Origin of the sequence: Nonomuraea sp. LP-02 (assembly GCF_036289125.1) — a bacterium.
Taxonomy (GTDB): domain Bacteria; phylum Actinomycetota; class Actinomycetes; order Streptosporangiales; family Streptosporangiaceae; genus Nonomuraea; species Nonomuraea bangladeshensis.
On record NZ_JAXCLK010000001.1, the window covers coordinates 1 to 16,331 of the forward strand.

A 16,331-nucleotide genomic window follows, 5' to 3' on the forward strand; every position below is an offset into this window, starting at 1 on the left:
ATGCTGCTGCCAGGCTACGGCGGGGGGTCGCTGGCCGACCTGCCCGGCGCTCTGCTGGCCGCCTTGGGAGTCCCCGAGTCCGCCCGTCATGAGAACGCCGGCCTGACTCTGGCGCCCGCCGACAGCGTCTGCCTGTTCCTCGTCGACGGTCTGGGCGCCGACCTGCTGCGCGCTCACCCCGAGGCCGCCCCGTTCCTGTCCTCCCTGACCGCCCGCACGCTCACGGCCGGATTCCCCGCCACCACCGTCACGAGCCTGTGCTCGCTCGGCACCGGCATGACCCCCGGCGAGCACGGCATGCTGGGCCTGACCCTCGCCGTCCCCGGCACCGGCCAGCTGTTCAACTGCCTGCGCTGGAGCCTTCCTGGCGGCCTGAGCATGGACCCCGAGCAGTGGCAGCCCGCCAAGACCGTCTACCAGCGGGCCGCCGAGGCCGGCGTCCGGCCGAGCTACGTGGCCCCCGCCGAGTTCGAGGGCACCGGCCTTACCAGGGCCGTCTACCGCGGCGTCCGCTACCTCGCGGCCGACACCGTCGACGAGCGGATCGCCCGCGTGCACGAGGCCATGCGCGAGCCCCACGCCCACGTCACCGTCTACTACGGCGACCTCGACGCCGCCGGCCACATGGTGGGCTGGGGCAGCGACGAATGGCTGCGCCAGCTCGCCGTCGTGGACGACATGGCCGCCCGGCTGGCCGAGGGCCTGCCGCCCGGCTCCGCCCTCTACGTCACCGCCGACCACGGCATGGTCAACGCCACCGAGAAGGTCGACGCCGAGCAGGTCCCCGAGCTGATGGAGGGCGTCGCGCTGCTCGGCGGCGAGGCGCGGGCCAGGCACGTCTACACCGAGCCGGGCGCCGCCCGCCACGTCCTGGAGGCGTGGGCCGAGACCTTCCACGGCAAGGCGTGGGTGGTCTCGCGCCAGGAGGCGGTGGACTCCGGCTGGTTCGGGCCCCGCGTACGCGAGGAGTGGCTGGAGCGCATCGGCGACGTCGTGGCGGTCCCGCACGACGGCCTGGCCATCATCGCCCCTTCCCGCCACCCCGTCGAGGCGCTGTTCACCGGCTACCACGGCTCGATGACCGCCGCCGAGCAGAACGTCCCGCTTCTGGAGGTACGCCCGTGACGGGCCCGCTGATCATCGCCGCCGACCTCGCGGCGCTCGGCCATGACGTGACGTTGCTGGACGTCCGCTGGCGGCTCGGCGGCCCGCCGGGCGTCGAGCTCTACCGCGAGGGCCACCTGCCGGGCGCGGTCTTCTGCGACCTCGACCACGACCTCGCCGCGCCCCCTGGTGGTGGCGGCCGCCACCCGCTGCCCGATGCGGAGGCGTTCCAGGCCGCGATGCGCCGCCTCGGCGTGCGCGACGGTCGGCCGGTCGTCGTCTACGACGACGCCGGCTCCACCTCCGCCGCCCGCGCCTGGTGGGCGCTGCGCTACTTCGGCCACCAGGACGTACGCGTGCTCGACGGCGGCCTGCCCGCCTGGACGGCCGCGGGCCTGCCGCTCACCAAGGAAGCCCCCGGCGTCGCCGAGGGCGACTTCACCGCCCGGCCCGGCGGCATGCCGGTCCTGTCCGCGGACGAGGCCGGGGCGCTGGCCACCGGCGGCGTGCTGCTCGACGCGAGGGCGGGGGAGCGGTTCAGGGGCGAGGCCGAGCCGGTCGATCCGGTGGCCGGGCACATCCCGGGCGCGGTGAGCGCGCCCACCACCGAGAACGTCGGCCCCGACGGCAGGTTCCTCGACCCCGCGGCGCTGCGGGCCCGCTTCGCCGCGCTCGGGGCGGGGGAGGGCGTGCCGGCCGGCGCCTACTGCGGCTCCGGGGTGACGGCGGCGCACGAGGTGCTGGCGTTGGAGCTGGCCGGGCTGCCCGCCGCCCTCTACGTCGGCTCCTGGTCCCACTGGGTGACCGACCCCGCCCGCCCGGTCGCGACCGGCGGCTGACGCCGGGGCCGCTTCTCGGCGTCCGTCTCCGGGGGCCGCACAGCGCTAGCATCGGATCTCATGATCATCTGGATCAACGGCACCCACGGCGCGGGCAAGACGACGACCAGTGCACTCGTGCAGCGACTGATCCCGGACTCACAGGTGTTCAACGCCGAGAAGGTCGGCGAGACGCTCATGGACATCACGCCGGGGCTGCCCGCGACGGACAACTTCCAGCACTGGCCGCCGTGGCGGCCGCTCGTGGTCGAGACCGCCCGCCGCGTGCTCGACTACACCGGCGGCACGCTGGTGATGCCCATGACCGTCCTGGTCGAGGAGTACTGGCGCGAGATCAGCGCCGGCCTCGCCCGGTACGACATCCCGGTACGGCACTTCGTCCTCCACGCCGACCAGGACACCCTCCGCGGGCGCATCGAGGGGGACACTGTTCTCGCCCCCGTCCCCTCCCCGTTCCGTCTCAGATACCTTGAGCCCTACGCCGAGGCGGCCCGCACGTGGCTGCACGCCGAGGCCGAGGTCGTCGACACCACGCACCTCACGCCCGCCCAGGTCGCCCTGCGGATCGCGGAGGCCGTCAAAGGCTGAGTCAGTAGAGCGGCCGGTCGCCCGCGCCGAAGCAGGTGAACTCGTACACGCCGGTCTTGGCCGCGGCGGCGGCCAGGGCCGCGTCCGGCGGCTGCCCGGCCGCGACGAGCTCGTGGAAGGCGCTCATCACCGCCCGCGCCGCCTCGTCCTGCACCGGCACCATCCCGGCGATCACGCACGACGTCCCCTGTGCCAGGAACGTCCCCGGCAGCCCGAGCGGCGCCCCCTCGACCGGCGCACGGGACATGCCGGAGTTGCACGCCGACAGCACCACCAGCTCCGGCGCCCGATCCAGCGTCAGCAGGTCGTAGGCCATCAGCAGCCCGTCGTCCAGGGTGATGCCGGACATCAGGGGGCTGCGGGCGTGGAAGACGCCGTGCGCGGCCAGGTGCAGCACGTCCACCTCGCCGAGGGCGTCGAGTACGCGGCCGCCGCGCGCGGGGATCTCGGCGGCGACGCGATGGCAGGCCAGGACGTGCGCCACCTCGGCGTGCGCGTGCGTCAGCCCGGGCCCCGCCGCCGCGGCGACCCGGGGCACGTCCTCGCCGCGCCGGTCGTGCCGCGCCCGCGCCCGCAGCCAGCCGGCGGCGCTGGCCGCCACGCCGACCGGACGTCCGCGCAGGCTGGGCAGCGCGCCCCAGGGCAGCGTGTGCAGGGCTCCGACCGGCACCACCACCAGCGGCCCGTCGGCCAGCTCGGCGTCGAGCGGCCGGAACAGCAGCCGGTCCACCTCCTGCGCCGCGACCTCCAGATCGTGCCCGCCGTCCGGGCCCGCGGACCCGGACCAGTCGCGCCGCTCGCCGTGCCGCCGCAGCGCGTAGCGCAGCCGTACGACCGCCTCCTCGACCGCCCGCACCCCGCCCAGCCAGCGCAGCAGCACCCGATCCCCGCCGACCAGCACCGCGAGCAGCGACTCGCCGTCGATCACGAACTCCACCAGGGCGCCCGAGCCCAGCTCCGCGCGCACCCGTTCCGGATCGATCGCCGGGGAGCCGTGCGCGGGCGCCGTGACGGCCCGCCACCGCTCGGCCCACTCGAACACGTCGTCCGGCCGGCCGTCCCGCACCGCCAGCGAGAGCCCGAACGCCGCCAGCCGCTCCCCGGCCCGCGCCGCGTGGGCCCGCAGCGACGGGTCGTCGAAGCACTCCACGCCCTCGCCGATCTCGGTCAGCCCTTCGCGTACCGCGCGGAAGGCGCCGGGCACGTCCTCGCGCAGCGCCGCCTCCAGCGCCAGCGCGTGCTGCCGCACCGGCGCGGGCACCTGCCACTCGCCGGCCAGCCGCCCGCCGGAGTACGGCTCGTCGGGACGCTCGTCCACGGCCGCGTGCCGGGTCAGGCGGGCGAGCTGCGCCGAGGCCGCGGGGTGGTCGTCGACCGCGAGCGCCGCCTCGGCCGCCGTGAGCCGGAGCGCCGCCGCTCCGGGGAGCTGGGCGAGGCCGTCCTCCAGCTCGTCGGCGCAGGCGATCAGGCCGGACACCAGCTCGGGCGTGACGGGCCCGAGGGCGAGGCGCGAGCGCAGCACGACCTCTCTGGCCAGCGGCAGCCACGAGGTGCGTTCCTGCCCGGCCAGCTCCTCCGCCGCCTGCTCGCCGACCTGCAGCGCCCGGTGCGGGTCGCCGGTGAGCAGCTCGACCTGGGCCAGTTTCAGCCGCGCCTCGGCGAGCGCCACCCGTGCCCCGCACGACTCCAGGTCGGGCACGGCCAGGTTGAGCATCGCCCTGGCCTCGCCGGGCAGGTGAGCCGCCAGCAGGGCGCCGGCGAAGTCGGCCCGCATGGTCGCGAGGCGCTCCGGATAGCCGAACAGCGTGTCCTCGGCCTCGCGGTAGTAGTGGAAGGCGCCGGCGATGTCGCCCCGGCGTACGGAGAGGAAGGGCAGGTTGGCGGCCGAGAGCCGGGCGAGGTGGCGCAGGCCCGCGTGCTGGGAGATCTCCAGGCAGGCGGTGAGGTCGCGCATGGCGGCCTCCCACTCGCCCCGCCAGCAGCGGACCAGGCCCCGGTTGAGCAGCCCGCCGGCGAGGAACCTGCGGTCGTCCACGGTGCCGGGGGCGTGCACCAGGGCGCGCAGCGCCCGGTCGCAGGAGGCGATGGCCTCCTGGTGGCGGCCCAGGTGGGCGAGCGCGACCGCGCGCTGGGTGTCGAGCTTGGCCCGGTCGAGCGGGCGCAGGTAGGCCCAGGCCAGGGCGGCCACGCGGAGGGCCTGGAGCGGGTGGCCGAGCTCGGTGCGTACGGTGACCAGCGACAGCCGCGCCTGCGCCACCCGCTCGCGCGGCGCGCCCGGCACGGCGATCGCGGCCCGCAGGTGGTGCTCGGCGCTGTCGAGGTCGCCCAGCTCGCGGTCGGCCAGCGCCATGGCCCGCAGCGCCACGGCCTCGGCCTCGTGGGCGCCGGACCGGCGGGCGGCGGCGAGCACCGCGCCGGCGGCGCGCAGGGCGTGCTCGGGATCGACCAGCGACCGCAGCATGGCGGCCTCGGCCGCCTCGACGAGAAGACAGGGGGCGTCGCTCATGGCCGGCCCTGAGGGGAACGGTCGGCTGCGGACATGCCCCTCCCGTCGGGGCTGCGGATCGAGGTGGCCGGGCGGATCACGGTCGGATGCGCACCCAGCGGGTCTGTACGGGCGCGTGCCCCGGCCGATGGCAGACCACGCTGAGCCAGCCCGGAGGCAGCCCGGTGGCCGCGAAGCAGCCGTTGCGGCTGACCCGCCGGGACAACGTCAGGTGCGGGGTGCGTACGTCGACGAGCGTGTCCTCCCCCGGGCAGGGGAGCACCTGCCCGGCCACGTCGATGAGCCCGTCGCCGACCGTCACCTCCAGGTCGAACGTCAGCCCGTCGGAGACGAACCGCACCAGGTGCGAGCCGTCGTCGCCCCGCGCCCCCGCGCCGGCGAGCATCGCCTCGGCCACCGGGGCGGCGGTCAGCGAGCCCGCGACGCGCAGGCCGTAGACCTCGCGCGCGGCGGCGGTCACGTGGGCCGGGGGCGGGTCCGTGCCCGCGGCCAGCCGGAGCGCGGCCAGGAAGTATTCGTCGTCGATCATTGCGCCATCTCCTGAGATGAGATCAGAGTGCGCAGTTTTTCCAGGCAGCGGGCCCGGGTGGGGCCGACGCTGCCGATCGGCATCCCGAGCCGGGCGGCGGTCTGCCGGCTCCCGAGGTCGATCGCGACCAGCTGGAGCAGCGTGCGGCAGGGCTCGTGCATGGTGGAGACCGCCTTCCAGAGCAACTGCCTGTCGTCGTCGCCGAGGACGGCCGCGCCGGGCTCGGGCTCCTCGACCACCGCCAGGACGTGGACGCCCGGACGGCTGCCCTCGCGCAGGATCTGCAGCGCCTCGCGGCGCACGACCGTGGCCAGCCACGCGCCCAGCCGCTCGGGCTCCCTGATGTCCTCCAGGCGCTGCAGCAGCCGCAGCCAGCCGCCCTGCACCACGTCGGCCGCGTCGGCGGGGCCGAGCCCGCTCGCGCGGGCCACCGCCCACATGAGCGGGCCGAACTCGGCCTCGAGCGCGTCCCACGCCGACCGGTCGCCGTCGGCGGCGGCTCGCAGCAGCTCCGCTGGGGCGCGCTGGGGGTGCACGAGGACTCCCTCACGTCAGGGACGGGGAGGGGATCATTCCTCCCCGTGATCGAACGTGGACTGAGCGTAAACTCTACAGACTCGCCGGAACGACAACTCCCAGATCGGGAATTTGCCGGGCGTCATCCCCGTCGAGCAGCCGCCGCACCACCTCCTTGGCCGGCTCGGCGACGGCCCCGGCCGCGATCGTCCCCGACACCAGCGCCGCGGCGAACGACGTGCCGCTCCACGTCGCGAACCCGCCGAACTCCCCGAGGTCCAGATAGCTGCTCTCCAGCCAGTCGCCGCGCGCGCAGGCGTCCACCCACGTGCCGTACCCGGAGTAGGCGGCCCGCCGCCGCCCCGTCGCCTCCAGCGCCGCCACGCCGACCACGGCGGGCAGCGCCGCCGGCCAGAACGGGCGGTCGGAGGCGGTGTTGCCGGCGCAGGCCACCGTCACGGTGTCGCTCAGCGCCGCGATCGCGTCGTTCAGCAGGGGCGGCAGCCGGTCGTCGAAGGTGTGGCCGCCGAAGGACAGGTTGATCACGTCGGGCGGGTCCTCACGCAGGCGGTGCAGCGCGCGGATCACGCTCGCCTCGTCGCCGATGCCGTCGCTGTCCAGCACCCGCCGCACGCGCAGCGACACGCCGGGCGCCAGGCGCGCCAGCAGGCCCGCGATGAACGTCCCGTGCCCCGCCTGCTGCCCCTCGGCCGCGTCGGCGTCCTCCGGGCCCACGCGGGCGAACCACTCCGTGCCCGACCACCACGGATGCTTGGCCACGCCCGTGTCGAGCACCGCCACCGTCGCCGCGGAACGGTTCCTGACCTGCCGGTACGGGATCGGCTCCACCGGGAACGGCCGCGACGCCGGGCCCCCGAAGAACAGCGGCTGGCCGCGGAACACGTGGTTGGGGGAGGCCCGCAGGCCCCTGGCGTGCAGCTCGGAGGCGAGCTCGCAGGGGTCCACCCCGGGAGCCAGGTGCGCGACACAGACCCCGTCCGCCTCGGAGAAGGCCTGGGTCCAGCGGGCGACGGCGGACAATGTGCTCCGGTCGCCCAGCAGCTGACCTGGCCGGATGAGCGACTCGCCGACAGATTGGAAGTTCATGGCGACGTATGTTTCCCGCCCGCACCAGGTGTCACGCGACACTCCCGCACCAACTTGGTATGGCCCCCCACTGGTGCCGGGTGGCGACCGACGGTAGTCTCTCCCTAGTCACTTGTGATCATCCCTATGTACGAGGCCGTTGGGGAAGGCGCACCTCGTACCGAACGGGAGGTCCGGTGACTGCACGTGGCGTCCTTTACGTCCACTCGGCTCAGCCCGCGCTGTGCCCTCATATCGAATGGGCGGTCGCGGGTGTCCTTGGCGTGCCCGTAGACCTGACGTGGACGCCGCAGCCCGCCGCGCCCAACGTCGTACGGGCGCAGGCCGAGTGGGAGGGCAGGCCCGGCATCGCGGCCGCCATCGCCTCCTCGCTCATGGGCTGGCAGCGGCTCAGGTTCGAGATCACCGAGGACGCCTCGCCGGGCGTGGACGGGTCCCGGCACTGCTACACGCCGACCCTGGGCGCCTTCACGGCGGTCATCGGGGTCAACGGCGACATCATGGTCCCCGAGGACCGGCTCAGGGCCGCGATGATGCTGGCCGCTCAGGGGCGCTGCGTGCTGGAGGAGGAGCTCGACAAGCTGCTCGGCCGGCCGTGGGACGAGGAGCTGGAGCCCTTCCGGTACGCCGGGGACGGCGCTCCCGTCCGCTGGCTGCACGCCGCCGTCTGACCGGCGCCCACACGACCTCCCCCGCAAAAAGGCCCCCACCGATCGCCGGTGCGGGGCCTTTTGGGCTGTGCGGTGTCCGCCGCCCATGACGCAGAAAGGCCCCGCGCTCGCCGCAGGAAGAGGGCGAGTGCGGGGCCTTTCGGAGAAGCCGGTGTTACAGGGGGATGTTGCCGTGGGCGCCCCGGGCGGGGGTGGCCTGGGCGAGGACCTTGGCGATGGCGCCGCGCGTCTCCCCGGGGCTGATCACCTCGTCGATGACCCCGAGCTGCTGAGCGCGTTCGAGCCCGCCGGCCAGCTTCTGGTGCTCCTCGGCCAGCCGCTCCTCCAGCGCCGCCCGCTCCTCCTCGGGCGCGGCGGCCAGCTCGCGCCGCTTGAGAATGCGCACCGCCGCCACGGGCCCCATGACCGCGACCTCGGTCGTGGGCCAGGCGAAGACCTTGGTGGCGCCCAGGGCGCGGGAGTTCATCGCGATGTAGGCCCCGCCGTACGCCTTGCGCGTGACGAGCGTGACCCGCGGCACCGAGGCCTCGGCGAAGGCGTGCAGGAGCTTGGCTCCGCGGCGTACGACGCCGTCGTGCTCCTGCCCGACGCCCGGCAGGTAACCGGGAACGTCCACCAGGACAACCAACGGCACGCCGAACGCGTCACACATGCGTACGAACCGGGCGGCCTTCTCGGCGGACGTGGCGTCGAGGCAGCCGCCGAGCCGCATCGGGTTGTTGGCGATGACGCCGACGGTCCGGCCCCCGAGGCGGCCGAGCGAGGTGACGATGTTCGGTGCCCACTTGGGGTGCAGCTCGATGCCGGGCTCGTCGAGCAGGCCGTTGACGAGCGGCTTGACGTCGTAGGCCCGTCGCGCGGACTCCGGCAGCAGCGTGGAGAAGTCCACTTCCTCGATTTCTCCCGCGCGCACCCGCCCCTGGTGGCCGAGGAGCGTGGCGAGCTGGCGCGCCTTGACGTAGGCGTCGGTCTCGGTCTTGGTGACGACGTGCACGACGCCGCTGCGCTTGCTGTGCGGCTCGGGGCCGCCGAGGGCGGCGGCGTCGACGTTCTCGCCGGTGACGCTGCGGACGACGTCGGGACCGGTGACGAAGATGCGGCCGGTGTCGGCCAGGATGACCAGGTCGGTGAGTGCCGGGCCGTAGGCGGCGCCGCCCGCGGCGGGGCCGACGACCACGGAGATCTGCGGGACGACCCCGGACGCCTTGGTCATGGCGGCGAAGACCCTGCCGACCGCGTGCAGCGACTCGACGCCCTCGGTGAGGCGCGCGCCGCCGGAGTGCCAGATGCCGATGACCGGCACCCGCTCGCGTACGGCGACGTCGTAGGCGTGGACGATGTGCTCGCAGCCTTCGCTGCCCATCGCGCCGCCCTGGAAGCGGGCGTCACTGCAGAAGGAGACGACGGGCACGCCTTCGACGCGGCCCATGGCGGCGAGGACGCCGCTCTTGTCCTCCGGGGTGATCAGCCGCAGCGAGCCCTCGTCGAGCAGGGCCGACAGGCGGACGAGTGGGTCACGGGGATCGGCGGGCTCCTGTTCGGAGCCGGGCGTCACCACCCCGTTGTCGAGCACGGTCATTTAAGCCCCCTTGAACACGACGGACACGTTGTGCCCGCCGAAGCCGAACGAGTTGTTCACTGCGGCGATGTCGCCTTCGGGCAGCTTGCGATTCTCGCCGTGGACGAGATCCACCTCGATGCCGTCGTCGAGGTTGTGCAGGTTGATGGTGGCGGGGACGATCCGGTCCTGCAGCGCCTTGATGGTGAAGACGGACTCGATGCCGCCGGCGCCGCCCAGCAGGTGCCCGGTCATGGACTTGGTCGAGGTGACCAGTGGGTGCGTGCCGATCGCCTTGGCGATCGCCTTGACCTCGCCGACGTCGCCGGCGGGGGTCGAGGTGGCGTGCGCGTTGACGTGCTTGATGTCCTGACCGGAGACGCCCGCGTTGTTGAGCGCCTGGGTCATCGCCATGATGATGCCCCGGCCCTCGGGCTCGGGCTGGGTGATGTGGTGCGCGTCGGCGGAGTAGCCGACGCCCGCGCAGTAGGCGTAGATGCGCGCGCCGCGCGCCTTGGCGTGCTCCTCGGACTCCAGCACGATGATGCCGGCGCCCTCGCCGAGCACGAACCCGTCGCGGTCGCGGTCCCACGGGCGGGACGCGCCCGCCGGGTCGTCGTTGCGGGTGGACATGGCCCGCGCGGCGGCGAAGGCCGCGATGTTGAGCCCGTGGATGGCGGCCTCGGTGCCGCCGGCCACCACGACGTCGGCGCGGCCGGCCCTGATCATGTCCATGGCGCTGCCGATGGCCTCGGCGCCGGAGGCGCACGCCGAGACGGTGGCGTGCACGCCCGCCTGAGCGCCCAGGTCGAGGCCGATCCAGGCGGCCGGGCCATTGGGCATGAGCATGGGCACGGTGAACGGCGACAGACGGTTCCAGCCCCGCTCACGGTAGGTGTCGTAGGCGTTGAGCGTGGTGGTGATGCCGCCGATGCCGCTGGAGACCACCACGCCCAGCCGCTCGGGAGCCACCTCGGGGGCGCCGGCGTCCTGCCAGGCCTCCCGTGCGGCCACCAACGCGAACTGCTCGCTGCGGTCGAGCCTGCGGGCCTCGGGCCGGGGCAGCACCTCGGCCGGATCGACGGCGGCCGTCCCCGCGAACTTCACGGGGACGGTGTCGATCCAGTCCGCGGCGAGGGTCTCGACACCCGACTGACCGGCGAGGAGCGCCGCCCAGGTCGAGGTGACGTCTCCACCGACGGGCGTCGTCGCGCCAAGCCCGGTGACGACGACACGTACCCGGTTCGCACTCACGTTTCGCGCTCCTTGCTGGTGATCAGTTGTGTACTGCGGTGGTTTTCAGCCCTGGATGAAGTTGAGGACGTCCTTGACCGTCTTCAGGTTCTTGAGCTGGTCGTCGGGGATCTCGACGCCGAACTCGTCCTGGGCGGCCACGGCGATCTCGACCATGGACAGGGAGTCGATGTCGAGGTCGTCCACGAAGCTCTTCTCGGGGGTCACCTCGGAGGCCGGAATGCCGGTGATCTCGTTGATGATCTTGCCGAGGCCCGCAAGGATGTCCTGCTCGTTGGCAGCCATGTCGTTGTTCTCCTTTGGTTTTTCTTGGATCCGCACGGTCGTGGACCGCGCAAGAGAGTGGTGCGGGCGGGATCCTACGGGATCTCGATCACTTGGCCCGCGTACGTGAGCCCCGCGCCGAAGCCCAGCACGAGTGCCAGCCCGCCGGACTGCACCTCGCCGCGCTCCAGCATGCGCGAGAGCGCGAGCGGGATGGAGGCGGCCGAGGTGTTGCCGGCGGTGACGATGTCGCGCGCCACCGCAGCCTTCTCGGCGCCCAGCTTACGGGCGATCGCCTCGATGATGCGCAGGTTGGCCTGATGGGGGACGAAGGCTGACAGCTCGGACGGGTCGACGCCCGCCCGCTCGCAGGCCTCCAGAGCCACCGGGTGCAGCGTGGTGGTGGCCCAGCGGAAGACCGTCTGCCCCTCCTGCTGGAGGAAGGTCGTGCGGTCCTGGATCTGGATGGCCTCGGACTTGTCGCCGGCGCTGCCCCAGACGACGGGGCCGATGCCGGGGGTCTCGGCGGGGCCGACGACCGCGGCGCCCGCGCCGTCCGCGAAGATCACGGCGGTGGAGCGGTCGGTCCAGTCGACCCACTGCGACAGCTTCTCGCTCCCGATGACCAGCACGTTCCTGGCCGAACCACCGCGTACGGCGGCGCTGGCGGTGGCGAGCGCGTAGCAGAAGCCCGCGCAGGCGGCGTTGACGTCGAACGCGCCCGGCGACTTGATGCCGAGGCGGTGCGCCACGATGGCCGCGGCGTTGGGGATCTGCGTCTCCAGCGTGCAGGTGGCGACGATCACCAGGTCGACGTCGTCGGGCGACAGCCCGCTCGCGGCGAGCGCCTTGCCGCCCGCGATGGCGGCCATGTCCTCGACCGACTCGCCCGCGGCGGCGACCCTGCGCTCCTTGATGCCGACGCGGGACTGGATCCACTCGTCGTTGGTGTCCATGTTCTTGGCGAGGTCGTCGTTGGTGACGACGTTGGCCGGCTGGTAATGGCCGAGCGCCAGCACCCGGGCGCCGGGGGCGATGTCGGGAATCCTCACTTGATCAGCTCCCTGGCCGCTTCGAGGTCGTCTGGTGTCTTCAGTGCCACGGTCTCGACGCCGCGCAGCCCGCGCTTGGCGAGGCCGGTCAGCGTGCCGCCGGGCAGCAACTCGATCATCCGGGTGACGCCGAGCCCGGCCATGGTCTCCATGCAGGCGTCCCACCGGACGGGGCTGCTGACCTGCTTGACCAGTCGTTCGACGAACTCGGCGCCGGCGGCCACCGGCTGGCCGTCGGCGTTGGACAGCAGGGTCACCCGCGGGTCGGCGGGTGTGAGGCCCTCGGCGGCGGCCCGCAGGCTCTCCACGGCCGTCGCCATGTGCCGGGTGTGGAAGGCGCCCGCCACGGACAGGGGGCGCAGCCGGGCGCGGGCCGGAGCGTCCTCGGCGAAGGCCGCGAGCTGCTCCAGCGTGCCCCCGGCGACGATCTGGCCGGCGCCGTTGATGTTGGCGGGCGTGAGCCCGTGCCTGTCGATGGCGGCCAGGACCTCGTCCTCGGCGCCGCCGAGCACGGCGGTCATGCCGGTCTCGGTGATCGCCGCGGCCTTGGCCATGGCCTGGGCCCGCTCGCGTACGAGGGAGAGCGCCTGCTCGGCCGTGAGCACCCCGGCCAGCGCGGCCGCGGCGAACTCGCCCACGCTGTGGCCGGCGAGCACGTCGGGCTGCACGCCCAGGGCCTCGGCCGAGGCCAGCGCGGCGGCCACGAGCAGCGGCTGGGCGACGGCCGTGTCACGGATCTCGTCGGCGCCGGCGGTCGTGCCATAGGCGATCAGGTCGATCCCGGCGACCTCCGACCAGGCGCCGAGCCGGTCGGCCAGACCGGGCAGCTCGAGCCAGGGAGTGAGGAAGCCTGGAGTTTGGGCACCTTGGCCCGGAGCGACGAGTACAAGCACGCATTCCACCATGCCCTGTAGAGGTTCGACACGCGGCTGGAGATCCATACGAACTTTGTCCAGGCTTATTTGTAGGAACCCCACAGTGAGGATTTCGGGTCGATTACGTTAGGGGTCGCCATGTAACGGCCGCTTCCGCGAGCCTGCCGAGGATCAGGCCGACCTGGAGCGTGAAGGCCGAGCGGCCCTCCGTGGGCTGGTAGCCGGTCAGCTCGGTGATCTTCTTCAGCCGGTAGCGCACGGTGTTGGGATGGACGAAGAGCAGCCGCGCGGTCGCCTCCAGCGACGTGCCCTGCTCCAGGTAGGTCGCCAGCGTGTCGAGCAGCGGCGTGCCGGCCAGCGGCAGGTAGACGTTCTCGATGAGCTGCTCCCTGGCGTCCTCGTCGCCGTCGAGCGCCCGCTCGGCCAGCAGGTCCTCGGCGTGCGCCGGCCGGGGCGCGTCGGGCCAGCCCGCGGAGGCCTTCAGCCCGGCCAGCGCGGCCCGCGCGGACCGGGGGGCGGCGTGCAGGTCGGGCACCTCGGGGCCGATCACGATGGGCCCCATGCCGAAGCGGGACACGACCTGCTTGGCCGCGGCGTTGACGTCGTCGGCCCCGCCGACGATCACGACGAGCCGGTCGGCCTGCACTCCGGCCAGCAGGTCCATGCCGATGCGGCGGCCACGTTCGCGCAGCCCGTCGATGACCGCGCGGGGGTCGCCCTCGGGGGCGTGGCCGGCGATGACGACCACGGGGGAGGAGGTCCAGCCGAGCGCCGCGGCCCAGGAGTGGAGCCCGTCGTCGACCTCGCCCCGGACCAGGGCGTCCACGATCAGCGCCTCCAGCCGGGCGTCCCAGGAGCCGCGCGCCTCGGCCTCGCGGGCGTAGACGTGCGCGGCGGCGAAGGCCACGTCGCGGGTGTAGCGCAGCATGGCCTGCTGGAGCTGGTCCTCGCCGCCCGGCGCGGCCAGCTCGTGGGTCTGCGCCTCGACGACCTCGACCACGACGCGCACGATGTCGACGGTCTGCTGCAGCGAGATCGAGCGCTTGAGCTCGCGCGGAGCGGTGCCGAAGAACTCGATGCTGGGCGTCGGCCGGTCCTCCCCGGCGCTCGAGAACCACTCGACGAACGCCGCGATGCCGGCCTGCGCGACGAGCCCCACCCAGGAGCGGTCCTCGGCGCTGAGCGCGCGGAACCAGGGAAGCTGCTCGTCCATGCGGGCCTGCGCCGCGGTGCCGAGCGAGCCCATGGCTCGCTCGAGCCTACGTGTGGTGTCCTCCCGGGTCCGGTCTGTCACGCACTCTAGAGTGCCAGGTGGCTCGCGATGAACGCGACGCCGCCCGGTCCGCGCGGCCGGCCGGACCCCGTGCTCAGATCACCGCGACCGCGGTGATCAGGCCGATCGCCACGTGCGTCACCGCCAGCAGCCGCGCGCCCGGCTGCAGCTCGGGCTCCTGGACCAGGTCGCGTACGGAGATGCCGACGATCCGGTCGAAGACCAGCATCGCCACGGTCTGCACCACGATGCCGACCAGGCCGAACACCGCCGTGCCCGCCAGTCCTTCGGCGAGCCGCCCGCCGGAGGCCCAGATGGAGGCGGCCACGATCAGGCCGACCGCCGCCATGGCGGAGGAGGCCAGCAGGGTGGCGTTGGGGTTGCGCTCGGTGCGGATGATCTCGCTCAGCTTGCCCGGCGTGGCCCAGTCGATCACGTAGAAGCCCACGATCATGAGCAGCACGCCCACGGCGGCGTACGAGGCGACGGCACCGGAGCCGCGGGCGAGGGTTTCCAGAAGGGTCACGTCTGTTCCTTGGTTCGTTCTTCGGGGGGATGTCAGTCGGCGATGCGGTGCGGGACGAAGGAGGAGGTGTCGTCGGTGATCAGACCCGTGCTCTCCCTGATGCCGAGCCCGGCGGCCTCGTCGGCGACCACCCAGGCGCCGAGCACCGGGCGCTGGCCGCCGAACTCCGGCAGCGCCTCGAAGCCCTGATGGACGTAGCCCTCGCGGCCGTAGCGGCCGGGCGTCTCCTGTGTGCCCCCGGGGGTGACGATCCTCATGGAGGCGCCCTCCCTGCCGAGCAGCGGCTTGGAGATGTACGAGGTGAGCTCGCGCGGCCCGTCGAGGTAGGCGGGCAGCAGCGAGGGATGCCCGGGATGGAGCTCCCACAGCACGGCGAGCAGCGCCTTGTTGGACAGCAGCGCCTTCCACAGCGGCTCGATCCAGGTGGCGTGGCGCACGGCATGGCGGCCGAAGTCGTCCGAGAGCATCCACTCCCACGGATAGAGCTTGAACGCCGAGCGGATCACCTGGTCGCCGGCGTCCACGAAGCGACGTTCGAGGCCGTCCCAGCCGATGTCCTCCATGGCGACCGAGATCGTCGCGTGCCCGGCCTGCTCGGCGGTCTCCTGCAGGTAGGCGACCGTCATGGCCTCCTCGCCCGTCTCGTCGGCGTTGGTGAACGCGAAGTGCACCGGGCCGGGCGGCAGCCGCAGCGCGCGCCAGCGGTCGATGAGCCGTTCGTGCAGCGAGTTCCACTGGTCGTCGCCGGGGTGGACGTCCTGCAGCCAGAACCACTGCACGACCGACGCCTCCACCAGCGAGGTGGGCGTGTCGGCGTTGTACTCCAGCAGCTTGGCCGGGCCGGTGCCGTCGTAGCGCAGGTCGAAGCGGCCGTACAGGTGCGGGTCACGCCGCTCCCACGAGCGCGCGACCTCCTCCCACGCCCACTCGGGCACGGCGAAGTCGGCGAAGCGGCCGGTGCTCACCACGTGCTCGACGGCGCGCAGGCACATGCCGTGCAGCTCCTCGACCTGCTCCTCCAGGGCCTCGATCTCCTCCATCGAGAAGATGTAGTGCACCGACTCGTCCCAGTAGGGGCGGGTGAGGCCCGTGGGGTGGGCGGCGCGGTGGTAGGCCAGGCCCTGCCCCTCGATCGTCTTCTCCCAGCCGTCCCTGGGAGTGCTGTGCTCGCGACGCATGCCTCAGCTCCCGCCGCTCCAGCTCTTGCCGAACCCGCCGCGCTGGATGGACTTGCCGCTGCGGGAGGAGATGTCCACGTCGGTGGGCCGGTAGGTGGTGCCGCCCCGGATCTTGTTGCCGGTGCGGGTGCCGCCGTAGTACCACATGTACGCCCCGCGCGATCCGCCGTAGTAGTGCATGTGGCCGTCGTCGTCGTCGCAGTAGTCGTCGTCCACGACCTCGTACGTGCCGTCGGCGAGCTGCACCACGCAGTCGGCGGTGACCTCGTCGTCGTCCGCGGTGGCGGCGCAGTAACCGACGAGGACCACGGAGATGACGCCGAGGATGGTGAGCTGAACGACTTTGGATGACTTCCGGTCCTGCGGCGGCTTCGAACTGTTTTGCGGCGGTTTTGCCATGTAGCTCCTGCTTTCAGTGGCCGATCAGCCTACCGGTGGCTCTCGGCCGCGATCAATCCATGAACGCGCCCCGCCCGAGGTCGTGGGGTAGA

17 protein-coding genes are annotated in these 16,331 nt (G+C 73.2%); 4 read left to right on the forward strand and 13 right to left on the reverse strand.

Annotation, left to right across the window (positions count from 1 at the left end; genetic code table 11):
* The 3 genes from SMD20_RS00005 to SMD20_RS00015 are packed head-to-tail and all read left to right on the forward strand — an operon-like array spanning position 1 to position 2,531.
* A complete protein-coding gene (locus SMD20_RS00005) occupies positions 1-1,125 on the forward strand; it encodes an alkaline phosphatase family protein (RefSeq protein WP_329573533.1) in 1,125 nt (374 codons plus the stop codon).
* Positions 1,122-1,943: a sulfurtransferase gene (locus SMD20_RS00010; RefSeq protein ID WP_329573534.1), complete on the forward strand. Its 822-nt coding sequence runs from the start codon at positions 1,122-1,124 to the stop codon at positions 1,941-1,943. The genes SMD20_RS00005 and SMD20_RS00010 overlap by 4 nt, the downstream gene beginning before the upstream one ends.
* A gap of 60 nt (positions 1,944-2,003) precedes the next feature.
* A complete protein-coding gene (locus SMD20_RS00015; protein WP_329573536.1) occupies positions 2,004-2,531 on the forward strand; it encodes an AAA family ATPase in 528 nt (175 codons plus the stop codon).
* 1 nt (position 2,532) lies between these two features.
* On the opposite strand, the gene SMD20_RS00020 is transcribed toward SMD20_RS00015, so the two are convergent.
* From SMD20_RS00020 to SMD20_RS00035, 4 genes are all read right to left on the reverse strand, one after another.
* Positions 2,533-5,037 carry a CHAT domain-containing protein gene (locus tag SMD20_RS00020; RefSeq protein WP_329573537.1) on the reverse strand — a complete coding sequence of 835 codons (2,505 nt, stop codon included), beginning with the start codon at positions 5,035-5,037 and terminating at the stop codon, positions 2,533-2,535.
* A gap of 76 nt (positions 5,038-5,113) precedes the next feature.
* Positions 5,114-5,566, reverse strand: coding sequence for a hypothetical protein (locus tag SMD20_RS00025; RefSeq protein ID WP_329573538.1), 453 nt, complete (start codon positions 5,564-5,566; stop codon positions 5,114-5,116).
* Positions 5,563-6,102, reverse strand: a complete 540-nt coding sequence (locus SMD20_RS00030; protein WP_329573540.1) for an RNA polymerase sigma factor — start codon at positions 6,100-6,102, stop codon at positions 5,563-5,565. Before SMD20_RS00030 ends, SMD20_RS00025 begins: the two co-directional genes overlap by 4 nt.
* 73 nt (positions 6,103-6,175) lie before the next feature.
* Positions 6,176-7,189 carry a S8 family peptidase gene (locus SMD20_RS00035; RefSeq protein ID WP_329573542.1) on the reverse strand — a complete coding sequence of 338 codons (1,014 nt, stop codon included), beginning with the start codon at positions 7,187-7,189 and terminating at the stop codon, positions 6,176-6,178.
* A 176-nt stretch (positions 7,190-7,365) separates the two neighbouring features.
* Between SMD20_RS00035 and SMD20_RS00040 the strand changes: the two genes are divergently transcribed.
* The gene (locus tag SMD20_RS00040; RefSeq protein WP_329573544.1) at positions 7,366-7,860 is read left to right on the forward strand and encodes a DUF3145 domain-containing protein; all 495 of its coding nucleotides are present in this window, start codon (positions 7,366-7,368) and stop codon (positions 7,858-7,860) included.
* A gap of 154 nt (positions 7,861-8,014) precedes the next feature.
* On the opposite strand, the gene SMD20_RS00045 is transcribed toward SMD20_RS00040, so the two are convergent.
* The 9 genes from SMD20_RS00045 to SMD20_RS00085 form a co-directional block, all read right to left on the reverse strand.
* Positions 8,015-9,439, reverse strand: a complete 1,425-nt coding sequence (locus tag SMD20_RS00045) for an acyl-CoA carboxylase subunit beta (RefSeq protein ID WP_329573546.1) — start codon at positions 9,437-9,439, stop codon at positions 8,015-8,017.
* Positions 9,440-10,672, reverse strand: a complete 1,233-nt coding sequence (fabF, locus tag SMD20_RS00050) for a beta-ketoacyl-ACP synthase II (RefSeq protein WP_329573548.1) — start codon at positions 10,670-10,672, stop codon at positions 9,440-9,442.
* 45 nt (positions 10,673-10,717) lie between these two features.
* On the reverse strand, positions 10,718-10,957 hold the full coding sequence (locus tag SMD20_RS00055; protein ID WP_091092160.1) for an acyl carrier protein: 240 nt from the start codon (positions 10,955-10,957) through the stop codon (positions 10,718-10,720).
* Positions 10,958-11,031: 74 nt separating this feature from the next.
* The gene (locus SMD20_RS00060; RefSeq protein WP_329573553.1) at positions 11,032-11,988 is read right to left on the reverse strand and encodes a beta-ketoacyl-ACP synthase III; all 957 of its coding nucleotides are present in this window, start codon (positions 11,986-11,988) and stop codon (positions 11,032-11,034) included.
* Positions 11,985-12,881, reverse strand: a complete 897-nt coding sequence (locus SMD20_RS00065) for an ACP S-malonyltransferase (RefSeq protein WP_329573554.1) — start codon at positions 12,879-12,881, stop codon at positions 11,985-11,987. Before SMD20_RS00065 ends, SMD20_RS00060 begins: the two co-directional genes overlap by 4 nt.
* A gap of 103 nt (positions 12,882-12,984) precedes the next feature.
* A complete protein-coding gene (locus SMD20_RS00070; protein ID WP_329592371.1) occupies positions 12,985-14,109 on the reverse strand; it encodes a PucR family transcriptional regulator in 1,125 nt (374 codons plus the stop codon).
* Between the two features lie 121 nt (positions 14,110-14,230).
* The gene (locus SMD20_RS00075; RefSeq protein ID WP_329573556.1) at positions 14,231-14,662 is read right to left on the reverse strand and encodes a DUF350 domain-containing protein; all 432 of its coding nucleotides are present in this window, start codon (positions 14,660-14,662) and stop codon (positions 14,231-14,233) included.
* A 32-nt stretch (positions 14,663-14,694) separates the two neighbouring features.
* Positions 14,695-15,840 carry a glutathionylspermidine synthase family protein gene (locus SMD20_RS00080; protein ID WP_329573558.1) on the reverse strand — a complete coding sequence of 382 codons (1,146 nt, stop codon included), beginning with the start codon at positions 15,838-15,840 and terminating at the stop codon, positions 14,695-14,697.
* Positions 15,841-15,843: 3 nt separating this feature from the next.
* Complete coding sequence (locus SMD20_RS00085; protein ID WP_329573560.1) at positions 15,844-16,149, reverse strand: hypothetical protein; 306 nt, start codon at positions 16,147-16,149, stop codon at positions 15,844-15,846.
* Positions 16,150-16,331 lie beyond the last annotated feature (182 nt).